At 48.5% G+C, this 19,723-nt stretch carries 18 protein-coding genes; 1 reads left to right on the top strand and 17 read right to left on the bottom strand.

Going from position 1 to position 19,723, the window contains the following annotated elements:
* Nucleotides 1-12: 12 nt before the first annotated feature.
* The 15 genes from pyk to BLU12_RS01180 all read right to left on the bottom strand — a co-directional run bounded on the left by pyk (nt 13) and on the right by BLU12_RS01180 (nt 15,825).
* Nucleotides 13-1,764: a pyruvate kinase gene (pyk, locus tag BLU12_RS01250; RefSeq protein WP_091459975.1), complete on the bottom strand. Its 1,752-nt coding sequence runs from the start codon at nt 1,762-1,764 to the stop codon at nt 13-15.
* A 96-nt stretch (nt 1,765-1,860) separates the two neighbouring features.
* Nucleotides 1,861-5,295, bottom strand: coding sequence for a DNA polymerase III subunit alpha (locus tag BLU12_RS01245; protein ID WP_091459973.1), 3,435 nt, complete (start codon nt 5,293-5,295; stop codon nt 1,861-1,863).
* Nucleotides 5,273-6,946, bottom strand: a complete 1,674-nt coding sequence (gene dnaX, locus BLU12_RS01240) for a DNA polymerase III subunit gamma/tau (protein ID WP_091459971.1) — start codon at nt 6,944-6,946, stop codon at nt 5,273-5,275. The genes BLU12_RS01245 and dnaX overlap by 23 nt, the downstream gene beginning before the upstream one ends.
* Nucleotides 6,947-7,010: 64 nt before the next feature.
* Nucleotides 7,011-8,057, bottom strand: coding sequence for a M48 family metalloprotease (locus tag BLU12_RS01235; protein WP_091460078.1), 1,047 nt, complete (start codon nt 8,055-8,057; stop codon nt 7,011-7,013).
* 73 nt (nt 8,058-8,130) lie between these two features.
* Nucleotides 8,131-8,574 carry a flagellar biosynthesis protein FlgN gene (locus BLU12_RS01230; RefSeq protein ID WP_091459970.1) on the bottom strand — a complete coding sequence of 148 codons (444 nt, stop codon included), beginning with the start codon at nt 8,572-8,574 and terminating at the stop codon, nt 8,131-8,133.
* Nucleotides 8,564-9,016 carry a flagellar export chaperone FliS gene (gene fliS, locus BLU12_RS01225; protein WP_057940887.1) on the bottom strand — a complete coding sequence of 151 codons (453 nt, stop codon included), beginning with the start codon at nt 9,014-9,016 and terminating at the stop codon, nt 8,564-8,566. The genes BLU12_RS01230 and fliS overlap by 11 nt, the downstream gene beginning before the upstream one ends.
* A 61-nt stretch (nt 9,017-9,077) precedes the next feature.
* Nucleotides 9,078-9,638 carry an arsenate reductase/protein-tyrosine-phosphatase family protein gene (locus BLU12_RS01220; RefSeq protein WP_071804909.1) on the bottom strand — a complete coding sequence of 187 codons (561 nt, stop codon included), beginning with the start codon at nt 9,636-9,638 and terminating at the stop codon, nt 9,078-9,080.
* A gap of 3 nt (nt 9,639-9,641) precedes the next feature.
* Complete coding sequence (locus tag BLU12_RS01215) at nt 9,642-10,079, bottom strand: CBS domain-containing protein (protein ID WP_009201314.1); 438 nt, start codon at nt 10,077-10,079, stop codon at nt 9,642-9,644.
* Between the two features lie 13 nt (nt 10,080-10,092).
* A complete protein-coding gene (locus tag BLU12_RS01210) occupies nt 10,093-11,043 on the bottom strand; it encodes a 1-phosphofructokinase family hexose kinase (protein WP_262349451.1) in 951 nt (316 codons plus the stop codon).
* A gap of 80 nt (nt 11,044-11,123) precedes the next feature.
* Complete coding sequence (gene trxB / locus BLU12_RS01205) at nt 11,124-12,299, bottom strand: thioredoxin-disulfide reductase (RefSeq protein WP_091459968.1); 1,176 nt, start codon at nt 12,297-12,299, stop codon at nt 11,124-11,126.
* 31 nt (nt 12,300-12,330) lie between these two features.
* Nucleotides 12,331-13,182: a peptide chain release factor N(5)-glutamine methyltransferase gene (prmC, locus tag BLU12_RS01200; protein ID WP_091459967.1), complete on the bottom strand. Its 852-nt coding sequence runs from the start codon at nt 13,180-13,182 to the stop codon at nt 12,331-12,333.
* A gap of 6 nt (nt 13,183-13,188) precedes the next feature.
* Nucleotides 13,189-14,265, bottom strand: a complete 1,077-nt coding sequence (gene prfA / locus BLU12_RS01195) for a peptide chain release factor 1 (RefSeq protein WP_057940884.1) — start codon at nt 14,263-14,265, stop codon at nt 13,189-13,191.
* Between the two features lie 37 nt (nt 14,266-14,302).
* The gene (gene thyX, locus BLU12_RS01190; protein ID WP_234945352.1) at nt 14,303-15,004 is read right to left on the bottom strand and encodes an FAD-dependent thymidylate synthase; all 702 of its coding nucleotides are present in this window, start codon (nt 15,002-15,004) and stop codon (nt 14,303-14,305) included.
* The gene (gene rpmE, locus BLU12_RS01185) at nt 14,994-15,224 is read right to left on the bottom strand and encodes a 50S ribosomal protein L31 (RefSeq protein ID WP_091459965.1); all 231 of its coding nucleotides are present in this window, start codon (nt 15,222-15,224) and stop codon (nt 14,994-14,996) included. The genes thyX and rpmE overlap by 11 nt, the downstream gene beginning before the upstream one ends.
* An 88-nt stretch (nt 15,225-15,312) precedes the next feature.
* Complete coding sequence (locus BLU12_RS01180) at nt 15,313-15,825, bottom strand: HutP family protein (RefSeq protein WP_091459963.1); 513 nt, start codon at nt 15,823-15,825, stop codon at nt 15,313-15,315.
* Nucleotides 15,826-15,978: 153 nt separating this feature from the next.
* On the opposite strand from BLU12_RS01180, the gene BLU12_RS01175 reads away from it, so the two are divergent.
* Nucleotides 15,979-16,941 (top strand): TAXI family TRAP transporter solute-binding subunit, encoded by a 963-nt coding sequence (locus BLU12_RS01175; RefSeq protein WP_091459961.1) that lies wholly within the window; start codon nt 15,979-15,981, stop codon nt 16,939-16,941.
* 62 nt (nt 16,942-17,003) lie between these two features.
* Here BLU12_RS01175 and BLU12_RS01170 read toward each other — a convergent pair whose 3' ends face one another.
* Together BLU12_RS01170 and glpX are read right to left on the bottom strand one after the other, a co-directional pair.
* Nucleotides 17,004-18,671: a formate--tetrahydrofolate ligase gene (locus BLU12_RS01170; RefSeq protein ID WP_091459960.1), complete on the bottom strand. Its 1,668-nt coding sequence runs from the start codon at nt 18,669-18,671 to the stop codon at nt 17,004-17,006.
* 34 nt (nt 18,672-18,705) lie between these two features.
* Complete coding sequence (gene glpX / locus BLU12_RS01165) at nt 18,706-19,713, bottom strand: class II fructose-bisphosphatase (protein ID WP_091459958.1); 1,008 nt, start codon at nt 19,711-19,713, stop codon at nt 18,706-18,708.
* Nucleotides 19,714-19,723 lie beyond the last annotated feature (10 nt).

The following is a 19,723-nucleotide window of genomic DNA, read 5'->3' as shown; positions in this document are numbered from 1 at the left end:
TGTAATACCCTATTAATGAAGTTTTACATTCCCCTGATATACTACACCTCGTGAGCCATCTACCGTTATAACCATGCCATTTTCTAAAATGTCGGTCACACCCGCGGCACTGACAATGCATGGAATGCCCAATTCTAGAGCAACTATTGCTGCATGGCTGGTGAGGCCGCCCTCCTCCGCGATGATAGCCTGAGCCTTTTTCATGGCCGGTACATATGCCTTGTCAGTCTGCCGCACTACTAAAATATAACCGTCCTTCATCGTTGCAATGGCCGTATCGGGATCAAGGGCTTTGCAAACGACTCCCGAAACTACCTTTTTGATCAAAGACAAGCCCTTGACCAAAATTTTGCTGACAGGACGAACTTCTATCATGTTCGTCGTTCCGGGAATGCCCATGGGAACGCCTGCCGTCACTACGGCTAATTCCCCTTCTTTCAGAAGATTTTTTTCCTTGGCCGAGGCCAAAGCCCTTTCTACTGCTTCATCCGTGGTAGATATCTGGGGCTGAATCATCGGAATTACCCCCCATACAAGGGAGAGCTCGCGACAGGTCTTGACCTTTGGCGTGGCTGCGATAATGGGAGGAAGAGGCCTGTACTTGCTCACCATTCTTGCCGTGCTCCCGCTGCTGGTAAGAGAGAGTATAGCCCCTACGTTCATCTCCTCGGCAATTGAAACTGCTGCATGACTCACGGCATCGGGCACGCCCTTGGCCTTTATGGGGATCGTCGCGGGCCTTTGCCACATACGATACTCCTTCTCCACCCTCTCTACAATATTTTTCATCGTCCGCACCGCCAGAACGGGATATTTCCCCTTTGCTGTTTCACCAGACAACATAACCGCATCTGCGCCATCGAGAACTGCGTTCGCCACGTCGCTGGCTTCCGCCCTCGTAGGCCTCGGATTCCTTATCATAGAATCAAGCATTTGGGTAGCTACTATTACAGGTTTGCCGTGATATCTGCAAAGGTCAATAATCCTTTTCTGAACCAGGGGGACCTCCTCAGTTGGCATTTCAACCCCCAAATCCCCTCGGGCAACCATCATACCGTCAACCACGGAAATGATATCGTCCAGATTAACTACAGCTTGTTTTGTTTCGATCTTGGCGATGATCTTGATGTCGCCGTCCAGCTCTTCTACCACGCGCCTTACGCTAATGATCTCATCTCTCGTGCGAACAAAGGAGACGGCTATGTATTCCATGTCATGTTCAAGACCCCACTTTATGTCTTCAATGTCCTTTTCCGTCAATGCCGGCACCGAGAGATTGGCATCGGGGACATTAATCCCCTTATGTTCGCCCAACTCTCCGCCAACAACCACGCGACAGACGATATCATGATCTCTAATGTCTTCCACTACTAAAGTAATAGTGCCATCGTCTATAAAAATATTCATCCCCGGTTTAACGTCCTTGAAAAGCTTTGCATGACTTATGGATACCCTGGATTCATCTCCTTCGACGGGTTCGGACGTCAACACAAAGACATTTCCTTCATGAAGGATGACCGTCCCGTGGTTAGCAAGAGAGCCTGTCCTGATTTCCGGACCTTTAGTATCGAGCATTGTCGCTATTGGGCGTCCCAGCTCTTTTTCTATACTCCTTATATTTTCCAAACTTTTAGCATGTTGTTCGTACGTGCCGTGACTGAAGTTAAATCTCGCCACATCCATGCCCTCTTGGGCGAGCAGCTTGAGGACTTCGCGATCTCCACAGGCAGGACCTAAAGTACATACAATTTTAACCTTTCTCATACTCATCACTCCATAAGTGCAAATTTATAAGGTGCAAACATATGCTTGCAAATAAAATACAATCTCTTGATCAACAAAATCAAATCCCTGTAGGGGTTAAACGGCGATCTCCAAGAAACTTCCCATCATATCCTCTATTTTTCCTTTAAGCTCTTCGCTTACAGTTACGCGGGTATCGTTCAATAAGATGAAGGCCGAAAATCGGTCATTATAGACCTCCACAAGAACTTGGTCTTTTCCGGGATAGCTCTTGCAAGTTCTGATCAAATTCCTTAGGACCGTCTCGTCGCAAAGGTGGAAGGGAATGCGAAGCCTAAAAATTTGACCTTTTTCTCTCTCGGCAACTTCTAAAGGAACAACGTCCTCGGCGATCATGGTCAACCCCCCTCCTCTTTCCTCGAGACGCCCCGACACCAAAATTACGGTGCCCGCCTGACAAAAGGCCTTTACTTTACCCCACATTCTTGGAAAGCACACCACTTCCAGCTTGGCATCCAGGTCTTCTACTCCCACAATCCCCATGAGATCGCCCTTTTTGGTATATTTCTCGGCTACATCTGTTACGATGCCTCCGACCAAGGGTTTCGCCTGAGGAGAACACCAATGGATGAGTTCGGAAGGGGTACAATATGCATATTTTCGTACCCTTTCTTCGTAGGCCTCGAAGGGATGCCCCGAAATATAGAGTCCCACAGCATCTTTCTCAAGCTCGAGCTTCTCGTGAAACTCGAAGTCCTCGATATCCACCAACGCCGGCTCTACATCTAAAGAATCGTTCCCATCGAGACTGAAGAGGCGCTGCTGAAACTTATCCTCGTCTAAGCGGGCACGCGCCTCCAGTAACACGGGAAGGGATTCCAGTATCTGGCGGCGATTGCTGTGCAATCCATCGAAGGCACCCACACCTATAAGGCTCTCTATAACTGATTTGTTCACCGCCCTCAGATCTATCCTCGAAACGAAATCCCACAAAGATTTATAGGGGCCTCCTTCCTTTCTCGCCTTCAGTATGGCCTCCACGGCCCCGGAGCCGGCCTTGGCGACGGCGGTCAACCCAAATCTTACAACATCGCCCACGGCCGTAAAACCGGCTTCGGATTCGTTCACATCGGGAGGAAGGACTTCAATGCCGTCACTCCTTACTTCCCTAACGTAACGAGCAAGGATTTCTTTTTTTGCGCCTATGTGACTTGAAAGAAAGGCGGCCAAAAATTCAACGGGGTAGTGAGCTTTAAGGTACGCCGTTTGATAGCTTATCATCGCATAGGCAGCGCTGTGAGACTTATTGAAACCATACCCGGCAAAATATTGTATCAAATCAAATATTTCGTTGGCCTGTTCTGCACTTACGGCATTTTCAAGGCAGCCTTTGACAAATACCTGTCTTTGTTCTTCCATCTCTTCGACCTTTTTCTTTCCCATTGCCCTACGCAGTATATCGGCTTGCCCCAGGGTATAACCCGCTAATCTAGCGGCAATCTGCATAACCTGCTCCTGATATAAAATAATTCCGTACGTTTCTTTCAGGGCCTCTTCCAACGCAGGATGGGGATAGCTTATGGGGGACCTCCCGTGCTTCCTTTCGATATACTGATCCACCATTCCGCTGCCCAAGGGTCCGGGTCTATAAAGGGCCAGAACTGCGATGATATCCTGGAACGAATCGGGGCAAAGTTTTTTGAGAAGCTGTCTCATCCCGGAAGATTCAAGCTGGAAGACGCCCATGGTATCGCCCCTCTGCAACATCTCGAAGGTTGCTCTGTCGTCCATGGGCAGTTGTGTCAGATCGGGGACCTTTTTGCCGTTTTTCGCTATATTCTTCAAAGTCTCTTCTATCATGGAGAGAGTTCTCAAGCCCAAAAAGTCCATCTTTACCAACCCAAGTTTTTCAAGGGGCTCCATGGGATACTGCGTCACTATTTGGGTACCGTTGATGGCTTTCAAAGGAACGATATTAACCAGAGGTTCGGGCGATATGACCACCCCGGCGGCATGCTGTGAGCAATGGCGGGCGATACCCTCGATGTGACTTGCGTAATCCAACAACTGTTTGACCTCTCTGTTGCCGTCATATAACGCCTTCAATTCGTGGGATAACTCTAACGCTTCCTCTATAGAGGAGACATTGAAGGGTATCAACTTGGCCACTTTGTCCACATCAGGATAGGGCATATCCAAAGCTCTACCTACGTCCCGCACGGCCGCCCTGCTTTTCATCCTATCGAAAGTTATTATCTGGGCTACTTTATCTCTACCGTACTTTTCCACCACGTAATCGATCACTTCATCACGCCGCTTATCGGAAATGTCCGTATCAATATCGGGCATGCTTATCCTTTCGGGATTCAAAAAACGTTCGAAAAGCAGATTGTATGTAATAGGATCGATCTCAGTTATTCTCAAGGCATAGGCCACCAAAGAACCGGCAGCGGACCCTCTGCCCGGCCCCACAGGTATACCCCTTTCTTTGGCTGCATTTATGAAATCCTGGACTATCAGAAAGTATCCGGCAAACCCCATTTGTTTAATAACGCCCAACTCATATTCCATTCGTTTTATGTACTCTTGCGGTATTTCCCTACCGCCGAACCTCCTGGCCAATCCCTCTTGGGCCTTCAGGGCCAAATAGCTTTCCAGCGTCTCGCCTTCGGGAACTTTGTACTCGGGAAGCATGTATTGGCCGAATTCAAGCTTGACATTGCATCTTTCCGATATATCGACAGTGTTATGCAGGGCATCCGACAGCTCATCGCCAAATATCTTCCACATTTCCACGGGTGAACGCAAGTAAAATTCCTTGGATCCGAACTGAAACCTGTTCTTGGAATTGACGGTGGAGTTGGTCTGGACGCAGAGCAATATTTCATGCCAGTCTGCATCGTAGCTTTCCAAATAATGAGCATCATTGGTGGCAAGAAGAGGAATGTTAGCCTTTCTGGCGAGCTCTATTACGTGCTTGTTGGCTACCGCCTGCTCCGACAGACCGTTGGACATAATCTCTAGGTAAAAATTCCCCTCGCCAAATATATCGCGATAAAGCAGGGCTTTTTCCTTCGCCTCGTCGTATCTGCCGCTCAAGATCAAAGAGGGAACCTCTCCGGCAAGACATGCCGAAGATGCGATCAACCCCTTGGAATATTTCGACAGCAAGTCATAATCGACCCGCGGTTTATAGTAAAATCCCTCCACGTTGGCTATGGAAACCAGCTTTACGAGGTTCCTGTAACCTTCTTCGTTTTCTGCCAAGAGCAGGAGATGGTAGTTCCCTCCCTGCCCTTCGCGTCTGGTATGCCCCTTTGGATCTACGTAAACTTCGCACCCCATGATCGGCTTGACACCTTGCTTCATGCACTCGTAATAGAATTCTATGGCGCCAAACATCACACCGTGATCAGTCACCGCCACGGCTCCCATATCCCATTCCTTAGCCCTGGAGACCAGGTCTTTTATTTTTATGGCGCCGTCTAAGAGGCTGTATTCTGTGTGAACATGTAGATGAACGAATTTATTATTCAATATCAACGCCTCCATCTTCGTCTAGATCTTCTTCAATCCTCTTATACATCAACACATCGCCGTTAAGAAACATAGCTATATGTTTAAGAACCGCATCATCTTCTTTAACATTATATGCACGGGCCGAAAGAGGTTCGTCCTTTTTGGCTTCGACTTTTTCCTCGTCTTCTTCGGGTTGAAGAAGTTCTATTTGACCTTTTTCGGCGATATCCTCCGCATCGGGCACCCTTTTGGAGTATCTTATTTCTTCCTTTCCGCTCTTTACGACTATTTCCGAAATTTCGCCCATATGCCTTGATATTAAATCATAAAGATATACTCTATTTCGGTGTAACTTCAGAATATTATAATCGAAGGCTCGCTCCTCTGATACTTCTATAACAACCTCTCCCTCGCCCCGCTCGACCTTGGAAGAAATCAATGCGCAATAAATGGGAAGAGCTTCCTCAATTAATTGATTCATAATTTTTTGCCATTGAACGTTTACTGTTTGAACATCGACCTCATCCCTGCTGCTTTCAGTTGTCGCAATCTCCGGTTCTTTCACATGCTCTTGAACATCGTTGCGAAGGGAAATGACGGCTTGCTCCATTTTTTTAGTTCGCGCAAAGAACATGCTCGCAAGGATGTCATCTTTTACGCCCAACTTTGCCTTTAAGCTTAAATCAGCGCACAACTCCATTGCCGAAAAGAGATTTGAAGTGTCCCAGGAAGAAGTCTCCTCCTCCAAAAACCGCTTTTCCTTTTCGGACAGTTCCAACTCTTCAACGACTTCATCCCCTAAGGCCTTATAGGCCCACATGTCCCTGAAGATAGAGAAGGCTATTTCAAAAAGCCTTTCGGCCGTTAAACCCCTTTTCAAAATCTCCTTCATTTTTGCATATCCTTTTGATGGATCAAGGGTCATCAGCTTTACCATATCCTCCAAAGTGCTTCTGCTGCCCCCAAAAAGTAGAACGACGGAATTTAAAGTCAGGGCTTTTTCTTCCAGCGAGAGTGCCTGTTCAAGCAAAGTCAAAGCATCGCGCAACGACCCGTCGGCCTGTCTTGCCAGCTCCCAGAGGGCCTCTTCCTCGTAATCAAAGCTCTCCTCCTGTGCTACGCGACGCAGTCTGTTTACGATATCGACAGAGGAAAGTCGGTTGAAATAAAAACGAAGACAGCGAGACCTTATGGTAAGCGGGACCTTTTCCGGCGCCGTCGTGGCCAAGATGAAAACCACTCTCTGCGGCGGCTCCTCAAGGGTTTTTAAAAGAGCGTTGAAAGCAGCATCGGTCAACATGTGAACTTCATCTATTATGTATACTTTATAAGACAACGAGAAGGATGCAAGACCTATCTGCGACTTCAGATTTCGTATTTCCTCGATTCCTCTGTTGGAAGCTCCGTCTATTTCTATTACGTCCAGGGATTCTCCCCTTGATATTGTTTTGCAAACCTCGCAACAGTCGCAAGGTTCCCCTTCCCTAGCATCGGGACAATTGAGCGCTTTGGCAACAATCCTGGCCACAGTCGTCTTGCCGCAACCCCTGGGCCCGGAGAACAAAAAGGCATGCCCAATTTTTTTCGACCTTAAGGAGTTCCTCAGGATTTTGACAATACCTTCCTGGCCGACCACATCGCTAAAACGACCGGGCCGATATTTTCTGTAAAGGGAAATGTACATTGAGAGGCCTCCTTGTCATCCTCAAATCTTACTTCATTTTACAACAAAAGGTCGAGGGCGTGTCTCAGCGGACGAAATTGGTAAAGGTATGTTTCTGCCTAGCCCTTTCCAGAGCCACAAGTATGCTGTCCCGCATCTTTTCGAGGGATGGGCCTTTTGCGGGAAGATCCGGCTGGCCTAAAATTTTCTCCGGTCCGACGCAAAGAGACGGAACCCCATCTATATCCACGACTTTGACCTCATAGGGTTCCAGTTCAAGCTTTAATGATCTGTCGAGCCTGTCTTTTATTTCCTCCAGCAGGCTCAATGACTTTGGACTCTTTTCCAACTCCAAAATTTCGACATCGTCTATTCTCAACATATATAACTCCGGGCCTTCTTCTATCATTACGTTCAACAAACCCAAAACTACCTTGCGATTTAGGGTGAATCCCTTTGATTTGATCGCTTGCTTTAAATAGGATATCCTGTCCTTCAGCTTCGGATGGCTCTGATATATTCCGGGGTCGAAATAAGGCCTTTTGAGTTCTTCCTCGGCAAGACGCTCAAGCAATGTGATCATCGCCGACGGGTGATAACCTGCCTTGATCAAAAGCTCTAATCCAAGCATATCGGCCTCTTCCTCCAGATCTCTGCTGTAGGAATTCATTATCGCCACTTGAGCAACGTTAGTCAGCAGAAGTGCTGCTGCCTGCCCTCCTGTAGCAACTATGATCCCGAGGCTCAATAGAGAGAGCTTCTGATTTCTGGCAACTTGAATCATCACATGTCTTTTCTCGGTATGGGCAAGCTCATGGGCCATGACTCCCGCTATTTCGGCATCGCTTTCGGCCAATTCGATCATACCCGTGGTGAAATAAATTATTCCGCCCGGAAGCGAAAAAGCATTGGGAACGTCATCTTTTATCGCCCTGATCTCATAGGGCAAGTCACGTTCTAAATGGGGCTTAAAGTTAGCAAATATCATGTTTAGCCTTGCAGTAATAGAAGGATCGGTTACCCTTTCCCAGTTTTTTTCGACTTCCTCTGCTACTTTACGACCTAAGGAAATTTCTTTGGAGTTATCGTTTGAAGCGCTTTCCTGAGCCCATACATCAGCAGGAACGATCATTACCAATATAAGACATAAAACTGAGATAAGTTTTTTCAGACTCTGATCACTTCCCGACTAAAAACAATTAGGTTTATTTGGTATAAGCCTTAAAGGCTCGCATCCCGTCGTTTAATTTTAACAAATTTGACCTCAATTTCTCCAAATGGGCTTCAAGTTCCTTCTGAACTTCCGTCTCCTTCCGCAATGTCTCGGCAGCTTTTTCCCTGATCTCTATAACGGCTCCTATAACCTCCTGGTAACCTTTTTCGCCCAACTTCGACGACAAGATATCCCAAAACTCTACCGTTTCTCTTGAAGACTTAACGCCCATTGCAGATGCCAGCTCTTCCCACCTCTCCAACAATATCTCCTGGCGGGATATAATTTCTTGTTTTCTTCTCAGGACATCCATAAGGGCTGAGGCGTTTCCTTCGCGAGCGTATTTCATCTCCTCTTCCACCAGGGCCAGCAAATTTTCGTAAAGCCCCTTCTCTTTTTTTGCCAAATTCAGTATATCGTCAACGTTAACCTGCAAAATCAAGACCCCCTTGCGGTCTGACTTCGCCACGACGCGCTTCGCCTTGGGCGAGGCTTTCTACGCGGCTTTTTTCCATAGCCTCCTGCCAAAGGGCACGCAATTCCTCGAGCATAGACCTTACGCTGTCCATGATGTTGGGGTCCTTTTCCACGTTAGCTTTAACCAGTTGTTCATACATAAATTCATAGAGACTCATCAATGCCGTCGCCCATTCTCCCGCACTCACATCGAGTGCGCTCATAAGTTCCCTTATGACCGCCTGTGCCCTCTGCAACTCCCTGTTTGCAACTTCGTTATTTCCATCTCTGAGCGCCTCTTTAGCAACTTTAATCGCACCTATGCCTATATCATAAGTAATTAGAAGCAGTTGTTCTCTGCTGGCAGTTTGAATCTGGTTTACCCTATAAGTTATTTGCGCTTCGTTCCCGCTCGGCAACATTCTCCAGCACCCCCTATAGATTGTAATCGGCCATTTTGCCTATTAAAATTAATACTGCCTTCTAAGGTCTTGGGGGTAAGAGGTGTTTTTCTATGAGATCCGCAATTTTGCAACAATAATCCCACAGCTGCCGAGCAACCCTTTTGTATTCACCTATTTCGCGACCGTAAGGGTCCTCAACTTCATAGGATCTGATTTTGTCCTCGTATAATCTCATGTAATATGTAGAATATGGGTCAGTCGCCGACAGGTATTCTTTTACTGCATTATCGACATCCCTTGAGACAAAAGACCCTATGAAATAAATTTTATTTTTATATTGGCCGTACTTAGACGCAAGCCATTGAAGATGCCTCAAAGTCAAGGCAATTACATAATCATGATCGGCCATGAGGGAAAGGTCTACGGGCTTTGAGCGGTGGCTCCCGATGTCGATACCGAAATCTTCCATAAGAGCTCTCTTTGCGTTCTCGCTCGCAGAATTGCCCGGCATGGCCATAAGGCCTGCCGACGACACCTGCCACCCCTCTATACCTCTCATATCTAAGGCCTTTTTCATCAAGGCCTCCGCCATGGGACTTCTGCAGGTGTTGCCGGAACATACGAATAATATTTTAGGCATGGCTCACTCGCTCATTAAGTGCTCAATAATATCTGCTCTGTTCACGACCCCGACCAAAATGCCTTCTTTAACGACGGGAGCACGTTTTAAGTTTTTCTTTATCATGATCAAGGCTGCATGAAAATCGCTGTCATTCGTACTAAGGCACACGACTTCCTTAGTCATATGCCTTCCAACCGAATCCATGCTGGCTCTTTTCATTCTTACCTTGAATTGTCCCATGTCAGGAACGTAAGAGGGATCTTCCAGCAAGTCGATATAACCTGGCAAAGCAGCCCTAACTATATCCTTTTCGCTTAAAAAACCGACCACGCGTCCCTCGGCATCTACAATAGGAAGTCCTGGAATTCTGTGCCTTGACAAGACCTCTATCGCTTCCATTAATGTAGCGTCCTCTCCAAGCGACGTCAAATCCCTATCCATAAGATCGCCAACCAACATGAGAAACACCTCTTTAATCGAGCTTTTCGACCAATATCTTTGGCATCAGCGACTCCACCATATCTCTGCCTCGAATTCCCTTTTTGACGTGAAGGGTATCCTCTAGACTGCATGCCTGGGCAAAACGAATTGCTTTTTCTACATCCATGTTTTCCAAAAGGGCCACCATTAATCCCGCCATAAGGGCATCGCCTATCGCAAGAAGGGACACCATCTGTTCCTTCTCTTCCCTCTCTATGTCTACCAAATAGATTCCCTCGGGCGTATAAAAAATATTGCCTACGGCTCGATAGGTTGTAACTGACCACTCCACGCCACTGTCGTGTATTTTGGATACCAATTCAAGCACATCGTCAAGGTCGCCCATAGGGTAGCCGAGGGTGGAAAACAAAAATCGGTGATCGAATTTAACGACCCTAGGCACACCCTCTAAAGCAGCAGTCAAGGCCGGACCGAAAGCATCCACAAATACAGGTACCTTCGCTTCCTTGCAACGCAGGATCAGGTCCTTGTAAGCATCCTGAGGAACTCCGGGAGGGAGGGATCCTCCCAAATAAACCAAACGGGCACGACTGAGTATGCGGTCGAAATTTTTCATGAATCTATGCAATGCCTCGTCAGAGATATAAGGTCCTGCCTCTGCCACACCTGTCTCGATATGTCCAACTTCATCGACGATATACACGTCCGTTCTGGATTCGCCTATTACGTTTACGAAGTTTGTGGTCAGTTTCAAGCGCCTCAATGTATCCCTTATATATTCTCCAGAAAAGCCGGCCAGAAACCCCATTGCTGCGCTTTCGTATCCCAACTGCTGCAATATTATTGATACATTTATACCCTTTCCTCCGGCTGACCTGTCCACCTCGGAAGCCCTGAACCATCTTCCGGGTCTGAAATCGGGAACGACGTATTGAATATCTACAGCAGGATTCATGGTAACGGTGACGATTGTTTTGTCCAAAACCTCTCCCCCTTCTTCAATAAAATTAAAAATAAAGGGCCCACCTGCAAAGATAGGCCCGGCACATTAGGGTAGAGAAGCTAAAGCAACCCCTCTATCGCTTGAGCGTCATTTATCGCTTTAGATTTAACCAAAGAGCCCTTGTTTAATACTACGACCTGCGGCAGGTCGACTATGCCAAGTTTTTCGCACATCCTTTTATTTTTATAACCGTCTATGAGCAAAACTTTTTTGGCGTATTTTTTCTCAACTTCATTGGCCAGCTTTATCTGCTCCTGATCTATGCTTGAATAAAACAGAGAGACAACCCTTTCAGGCTCAAACAATACTTTCTGCAGGTGAAGCTGCTCTGAAATGTAGGAATATGCAGCCATTGCTGCTGTGGCCCCGTCACCTGCAGCTGTTACTACCTGCCTGAGGAACTTATCGCGAACGTCGCCGGCGGCAAATATTCCCTCCACGGAGGTCTCCAGCATTTCATTGGTTACGATCCATCCGCCGTCCTTGGTCTCTACCAGGCCTTTCACAAAATCGCTGTTCGGATTCATCCCAACGAAGACGAATATACCGGCAACCGGCAGTTCGCTCGTCTCCCCCGTCTTGACATTTTTCAATACGATGCCCTCGACCATATCCGTTCCCTTTATTTTTTCTACGACCGAGTTCCATACAGGCTCTATTTTCGGGTTGGCCATGGCCTTTTCTACGACGGCTCTATCGGCACGGAAGGAATCACGACGATGTATTATGTACACCTTAGAGGCAAATCGGGTCAGATAGTCTGCCTCTTCTACGGCAGTATTGCCTCCTCCGACCACTGCGATAACCTGATCCTCGAAAAAGGCACCATCGCATACGGCACAGTAGCTGACACCTCTTCCGGTGAATTCCGCCTCGCCGGGACACCCGAGCTTTCTGAAGCTGGCGCCTGTGGCTATTATAACTGCTTCGGCCTCTATATCCCCCTTGTCGGTTGCGACGACTTTTTTGCCGGCCTCTATGGATACTTTCTTGACTTCGGCCTCCCTGAATTCGGGAGAGAATTTCTCCGCATGCTCCCTGAAAGCCCTGGCCAGCTCTTCTCCGCTTATCATGGGTATCCCCGGCCAATTCTCTATCTCGGCAGTAATTGTGATCTGACCTCCTGCCATTCCCTTTTCAAGGACTAACACGTCAAGCCCTGCCCTTCTGCCGTATATGGCAGCAGTAAGTCCGGCGGGCCCCCCGCCAACGATCACCAATTCGCGCTTCTCCACGACAACACCTCCCTAATTTATCCAATCTGCGCTAAAAAGATTTTTTACCGCTAAGCCTCCAGGCTATAACGCAGACCCCTCCGCTTAATTTCTTCATCTCACAGAGGCTAAAGCGGGCCGGCGCCAAAGACAGGATCTCCTTCTCCTTCCAACCGCCGGTTTCTACGATAAGCCAGCCCCCTTCTTTCAACCACAAAGACGCCTTTTCAAAAAGAAAACGGTACCACAACGTCCCGTCATTGCCTCCATCGAGGGCCGAAATCGGCTCGAAACATTTAACTTCAGACATTAAAGTGTCAACGAGATTCGTCGGTATGTAAGGGGGATTGCTCACTACGGCATCGACACCCGATTTTGCGAATTGAGCCGGCAATTTCCCGCTCTCATGCCACAAGATCAATCGGTCGAACAAGTCGTATTTGTCGACGTTTTTCCATGCCCAATACAGTGCCTTTGGGTTTACGTCCAACGCTATCCCTCTAAACTTTGGGTTTTCAAGCAACAGCGAAATCACGATACATCCGCTTCCTGTTCCCCAGTCGACTACAATCCCTTCATCCACCAACGAAAGGACGATCTCGACCAACGATTCCGTTTCTGGCCTGGGCACCAAAACGCCCTCGCCGACATAAAAATTTCTGCCGTAAAATTGAGCTTCGTTAAATATATAAGCCAAAGGCTCCTTATTGCATCTTCTTTCCAAGAGAGCATTTAAATATTGCAATTCGTAGTCGAATATTGGCCGTTCTTTATGGGCTATCAACCACGATCTATCGCAGCCCAACACCTTACATAATAGCAAATCGCTCTCTACCGACGGCCCGGAAATACCCGCTTGTTTTAATCTGTCAATCACATACTCCCTTGCTTGAGAGAGAATCAACAGGTCCTACGCTCCCAAGAGCTTTAATTTTTCCATTTGGTCGGCCGTGGCCAGCGCGTATAACAACTCATCCAAATCGCCATCCAAAATTTCGTCCAGGTTGTAAAGAGTCAAACCAATCCTGTGATCGGTGACGCGATTTTGCGGAAAGTTATAGGTGCGAATCCTTTCGGAACGGTCACCGCTGCCTATTTGACCCCTGCGCTCCGATGCCATTTCCTCCTGCTGTCGGCGAATCTCCACGTCGTATAATTTTGCCCTCAACAGTTGCATCGCCTTGGCCCTGTTCTTAAGCTGCGATCTTTCGTCCTGGCAGGTAACTACGATGCCCGTAGGGATATGGGTTATCCTTACGGCCGAATCGGTCATGTTCACATATTGCCCACCTGCTCCGCTGGCTCTGAAGGTATCTATCTTAAGGTCATCCGGACGAATCTCCACGTCGACCTCATCGGGCTCGGGCAATACAGCAACAGTGGCAGTGGAAGTGTGTATACGCCCACTTGCTTCCGTAACGGGGACGCGTTGGACGCGATGGACTCCGCTTTCATACTTCAATACGCTATACGCACCTTGCCCTTCGACCCTGAAGACAATTTCTTTATAGCCGCCAATGCCAGTCTCGTTGGCCGTCAAAAGTTCTACTTTCCACCCCTTTCGTTCGGCATAACGTACATACATCCTGTAAAGATCGGCTGCAAAAAGGGCTGCCTCCTCGCCTCCGGCACCGGCTCTTATCTCCACAATCACGCTTCTTTCGTCGTTCGGATCCTTGGGCAAGAGAAGAAGGGCCAGCTCCTTTTCGAGCTCTTCTACGGTATCTTTGAGCTGATTTGCCTCTTCTCTGGCGAGCTCTCTCAGGTCTTCGTCATCCTCTTCGGTCAAGGCGAGCGCCTCTTCCAACCTCTTTTGAGCTTGTCTGTACTCCCTGTATTTTTCCACGACCTTTGACATTTCAGAATGTTCCTTCGCCAGGCGCTGTAACATTGCCGGATTGGAGATGACATCGGGATCGCTTAACTTCGTCTCCAGCTCTTGGTATTTCCGTTCCAAATCATCCAATTTTTCGTTCAAATTATCCACCTATATCATCACCTCCCCTTGAAGGGAAGAGCCTCTCTTAATTTAGCAATTCTTCCATACTGCCATATGGTTCTCCGCAGGGATTGACCTCCTCGCACTTGCCCTTTGTAATGCAACTCGGACCGGCGATGTCGAATATCCCCCCTGCGACCCCTCTGACCTCTGTCAACATCAACTTCGCAAGCCTGCGTATCTCCCATTGAGCTCTCTTACACAGCCTGAGACTGAAGAAATGATGCAATTCCCTGGCGTTCATAGTGACAACTATCCTCGTCTCCCAAGCATTGGGCAGGAGATACCGCGCATCCTCCAGAGGAATACCCGACTCTACCAAGGATTTGTAGGCTTCATGGGCATAGCGAATAGCTTCTTTGAAAATCGATAGTGCCCGAGCATCAACTTTCACGGAATCCGGAAGGATATACCTTGCTTCATCCATCGAGACATATCTTTGACTTTGCTGACTGTAACTTGCTATGCGATGACGCACTAGCTGATGCGAGCAAGCCCTGCTGATGCCGTCGACGGCAAAGGTAAAAGAGGCATGTTCAAGCGGTGAAAGATGACCAGAATTTATCAACTTCCTGATAAAAAGACCGCTCTGCCTCTTTCCCTCTCTAAATTCAACCACTAAATCTTCGGCCGTGGACGGACTGTAACAAAGTCTCGCTGCTGCAGCGACAACATCGTCGGGCGTGGGCGTGAAGGTAAGCAGTTTAACCCTTACGCTACTCTCCATCGTTCGACTGTACGTAATCCGTTCCTGCATATTTCTTGCGGAACTTTTCGAGCTGTCCTGCTTCTGTCACCAGAAAGCCCCTCTTTCCGGTGTAAAAGGGGTGACAATTGCTGCAAACCGATACGCGGATTTCCGATTTAGTGGACCTCGTATCAAAGGTATTGCCGCAGGCACAACTTACTTTGCAAACATCGTATTTTGGATGTATATCCTTTTTCATCTAAAATCCCTCCATTTTCTACATTCATAATTATAGAGCAAAGAGCAATTTACCACACTCAACAAGGACCTGCAAGCCTTCTCTTTGTTCAAATGTGCATGACGCCCAAACCGCACCTGTCGTGGTGAGCGGCAGCATGATAGGCACTGTCACCAATTATAGCAACTCCTATCCATTTTTTGCTTCGAACAATGGCCAATTTTGCCCCAACGCTCGCTTCCAACAGGCAAATCGGCAAAAAACTGTTTATTGCTTCCATCGAGGCGTGCATTAGAGCGTGCATTTCGCTACCCGTCTTCTTGACCACATTGCCGTTTAGCGCCGCCCCGACCAGAGAACGCGTCAATTTGCCGGATATGTTACCGACTAAACCTCCTACTTCCGTAGCCACAGCTCTCCAGCCGAGCCTTTTGATCTGCTCCTTGAGATACTCTTCCTCGTTTTTATTAGTCGTGGCAGCTAGCAAAACCGCAACCCTTCCAACCTGGCTCTCCTGACGGATATCGTAGGACACCTCGAGAGTGCCCAGTATTTCTTCGTCCTCTCCCAGCTCTTCGACAGCCTCTCCAAACCTTTCGCTCTCTTCTCTTTTCTCCAACATCGAACCATCGCTCCTTCGCATCACTTTTATCTTGTTAAATCAAGCAAACGAGTCTTGAAATATACCGTCTTATCGTTTATATTTTAAAATAACATAGAGTTTTGTGCATTAGGTGGCAATAAGATCTATCAATAACAATGAGGAGGGGATCAAATGAGAATAAGAAAAGTTTTGTTAATGGCTTTGGTTGTAGGTCTCGTCTTTTCGGTAGGCACGGCTCAGGCCAAGACCTTTGTTTCCATCGCCACGGGCGGCACGGGAGGGACCTATTACCCGATAGGCGGAGGTATTGCCGACGTAGTGAGCCGTTATGCGGAAGACATCCAGGCCACGGCAGAAACCGGAAATGCCGCAGTTGCCAACCTGAACCTGCTTGGAACCCACAGCATCGAGTTTGCCTTCGTACAAAACGATACAGCCTGGTGGGCTGCTAGGGGCGAAATAATGTTTAAAAATGCCTTTCCCAATATCAGGGCAATAGCAACCCTCTATCCGGAAACCAATCACCTGGTTGTGATGAAAAAGGCCAACATAAAAAACATTTACGACCTGAAGGGCAAGAGGGTCTCCGTGGGAGCCCCCGGTTCGGGAACTGAAGCGGACATGCGCTGCCTTCTGGATATCGCAGGAATCAAATACGATGACATGAAAGTGGATTTTCTCGATTTCAACAACACCGTTGACCGCATGAAGGACGGTCAGCTCGATGCCGGATTCGTCGTCGGAGGCTATCCTGTGGCTGCCATAATGGACCTTGCTACCACCCACGATGTCGATCTGGTGAGTTTCGACGATGATTTCTTAGCCAAGCTGCAGGAAAAATATCCGTTCTACATCAAAGACACCATTCCTGCCGGCACCTATAAGGGGATAGATCGCGACGTTCAAACTCCCGCGGTCATGGCCATGCTGGCTGTCGATGCCGACGTTCCCGAAGAAGTTGTGTATCAATTCACCAAAGCGCTTTGGGAGCATATCGATGAGGTACAGCGCGTTCACGCCAAGGCCCAGCTAATAACCCTTGAGACCGCATTCGACGGATTATCGGTTCCTCTTCACGACGGAGCTATTCGCTACTACAAGGAAATTGGACTGGAGATACCTGAGGTGAAATAAGGATACTCAAACCGCCACATGCATAACGGGGAAGCCTCCGCTTCCCCGTTATGCATGTGTACTTAAAACAACCCCGTTATGTTCCCCTCTTCGTCTATGTCTATGAACTCTGCGGCAGGCTTTTTAGGAAGGCCCGGCATGGTCATTATGTTACCGCATATGGCAACGACGAAGCCGGCTCCCGCCGACAGCCTCACTTCCCTTACCGTTAGCTTGTATCCTTTAGGCCTTCCAAGCTTTTGAGGGTCGTCGGATATGGATAGCTGGGTCTTCGCCATGCAGACGGGAAGGCCGCCGAAGCCCTTTTCCTCCAGGTTTTTTATGGTCTTTAGGGCCTGAGAGGAGTATTCCACGTCCTCTGCTCCGTAAACTTTGGTCGCTATGGTCCTTATCTTTTCCGTAAGGGGAAGGTCTAACTCGTAGAGAGGTTTGTAGCTTTTTTCCTCTTTCGTAGCCTCCAAGACCTTTCTTGCCAGATCTATGCCTCCCTCTCCCCCCTTCTCCCATACCTCGGAAAGGGCTATCCTGGCGCCTCTTTCCTCCGTAGCCTTCATGACCATCTCTATCTCCCCATCGGTGTCGGAGTTGAACTTGTTTAATGCCACCACCACGGGAATGCCGAAGTTGGAGAGTATGTCGAGGTGGGCTTTGAGGTTTTCTAAGCCCCGGGATAGCGCCTCAAGGTTTTCCTTGGAGAGGTCTTCCTTTTTCACTCCTCCGTGGTGCTTCAGGGCCCTGACGGTGGTGACCAAGACGACTGCCGAGGGGGAGAGGCCCGCAAACCTGCAGACTATGTCGAAGAACTTCTCCGCTCCCAGGTCGGAGGCAAAGCCCGCTTCGACGACGGCGTAATCCCTTAGCTTTAAGGCCATCTTCGTGGCTATTATGGAGTTCGTGCCGTGTGCTATGTTGGCAAAGGGTCCTCCGTGGACGAAGGCGGGGACGTGTTCTATGGTCTGAACCAGGTTTGGGTTTATGGCTTCCTTAAGGAGGGCTGCCATTGCGCCGTGGGCCTTCAAGTTTCCTGCTGTTATCATGTTTCCGTTTTCGTCGTAGCCTACGACCACCTTGGAGAGGCGCTCCTTTAGGTCGGCTAGGTCGTTTGATAGGCACAATATGGCCATCACCTCGGAGGCCACGGTGATGTCAAATCCCGATTCTCTGGGTACGCCGTTTGCCCTCCCTCCAAGGCCTATGACCACGTTCCTCAAGGCCCTCTCGTTCATGTCCATGGCCCTCCTCCAGGTTATCTCCCTGGGGTCTATCTTAAGGGGATTTCCCTGGTGCAGGTGGTTATCCAACAAGGCTGCAAGCAGGTTGTGGGCCGTCTCTACGGCGTGTATGTCTCCCGTGAAGTGGAGGTTTATCTCCTCCATGGGAAGTACCTGGGAGTAGCCTCCTCCCGCAGCTCCACCCTTAACGCCAAAGCAGGGACCAAGCGAGGGTTCTCTAAGGCATAACATGGCCTTTTTGCCTAGCTTCACCAAAGCTTGAGTAAGACCTACCGTAGTGGTAGTCTTTCCCTCCCCCGCAGGGGTGGGGGTTGTTGCGGTGACAAGTATGAGCTTACCGTCGGGCCTTTCCTTTAAATCCTTCATGTAGTTTACGTCCACCTTGGCCTTGTAGTGGCCGTAGGGGAGTAAATACCTTTCGGGTATTCCTAAGTCTTGTGCTATCTCCCTTATGTGTTTTAGCTTTGATCTTTGGGTTATTTCGATATCGGATAACATGGGATCTCCTCCTGTTCAAGAAATGTTATAAAAATTATAATTGGCCCTTCGACATCCTGGGCAAGTACTCGATATCGCTTATCTCGTACAACTTCTTGCTCCGATGTATTGCCTCCACGTACCTGACGGTGCCGCTTTTCGATCGCATTACAAGGGAGTGGGTCGTTATCGTGGCGCCTCCGTAACGGACTCCCTTCAGAAGCTCACCGTCGGTAACGCCCGTAGCTGCGAAGAAAACGTTATCGCTTTTTACCAGATCATCTATATTTAGCACTCTATCTATATCCATGCCCATTTCAAGGCAACGCTCTCTTTCCTCGCGGTTTCTCGGCCAAAGTTTGCATTGAAAATTACCGCCAATGCATTTAATGGCGCATGCCGATATTACGGCTTCGGGCGAACCCCCAACGCCTAAGAGAAGATCTATGCCGCTATCTTCCTTACATGTCATCAACGCGCCCGCAACGTCTCCGTCGGGTATTAATTTTATCCTGGCACCTAAAGATCTTATCTCCTGAATCAAGCTATCGTGACGAGGCCTGTCAAGCACTACTACCGTGACATCTTCTACGGCCTTGTGTTTCGCCTTCGCTACGCGCCGGATGTTCTCCGATGGAGACAACTCAATATCAATGACTTCTGCCGCCTCAGGACCGGTAGCTATCTTGTTCATGTAAAATATGTGCTTCGGACTGTAGAGGCTTCCGCTTTCAGCTACTGCGACGACACTTACGGCATTTGGCCTTCCCAGCGCCGTAAGGGTAGTACCGTCGACGGGATCTACGGCAATGTCCACCTCCGGTTCGCAACCCAGACCCAACTTTTCGCCGTTAAAAAGCATGGGAGCCCGGTCCTTTTCTCCCTCGCCAATGACCACAACTCCATCCATTGAAACGGTGTTCAACATATACCTCATGGCATTAACGGCCGCATTATCCACGGCGTTTTTGTCGCCACGCCCCATCCAACGCCCTGCAGCCATGGCTGCAGCTTCCGTTGCCCTTACCAACTCTAAAGCCATATTCCTGTCGGGAACGCCCAAGATGCACACC

Source organism: Acetomicrobium thermoterrenum DSM 13490, assembly GCF_900107215.1.
In the GTDB taxonomy this organism is placed as follows: domain Bacteria; phylum Synergistota; class Synergistia; order Synergistales; family Acetomicrobiaceae; genus Acetomicrobium; species Acetomicrobium thermoterrenum.
The sequence above is the reverse complement of the archived record's forward strand: the minus strand, read 5'-3'. Positions and strand labels throughout refer to the sequence as shown.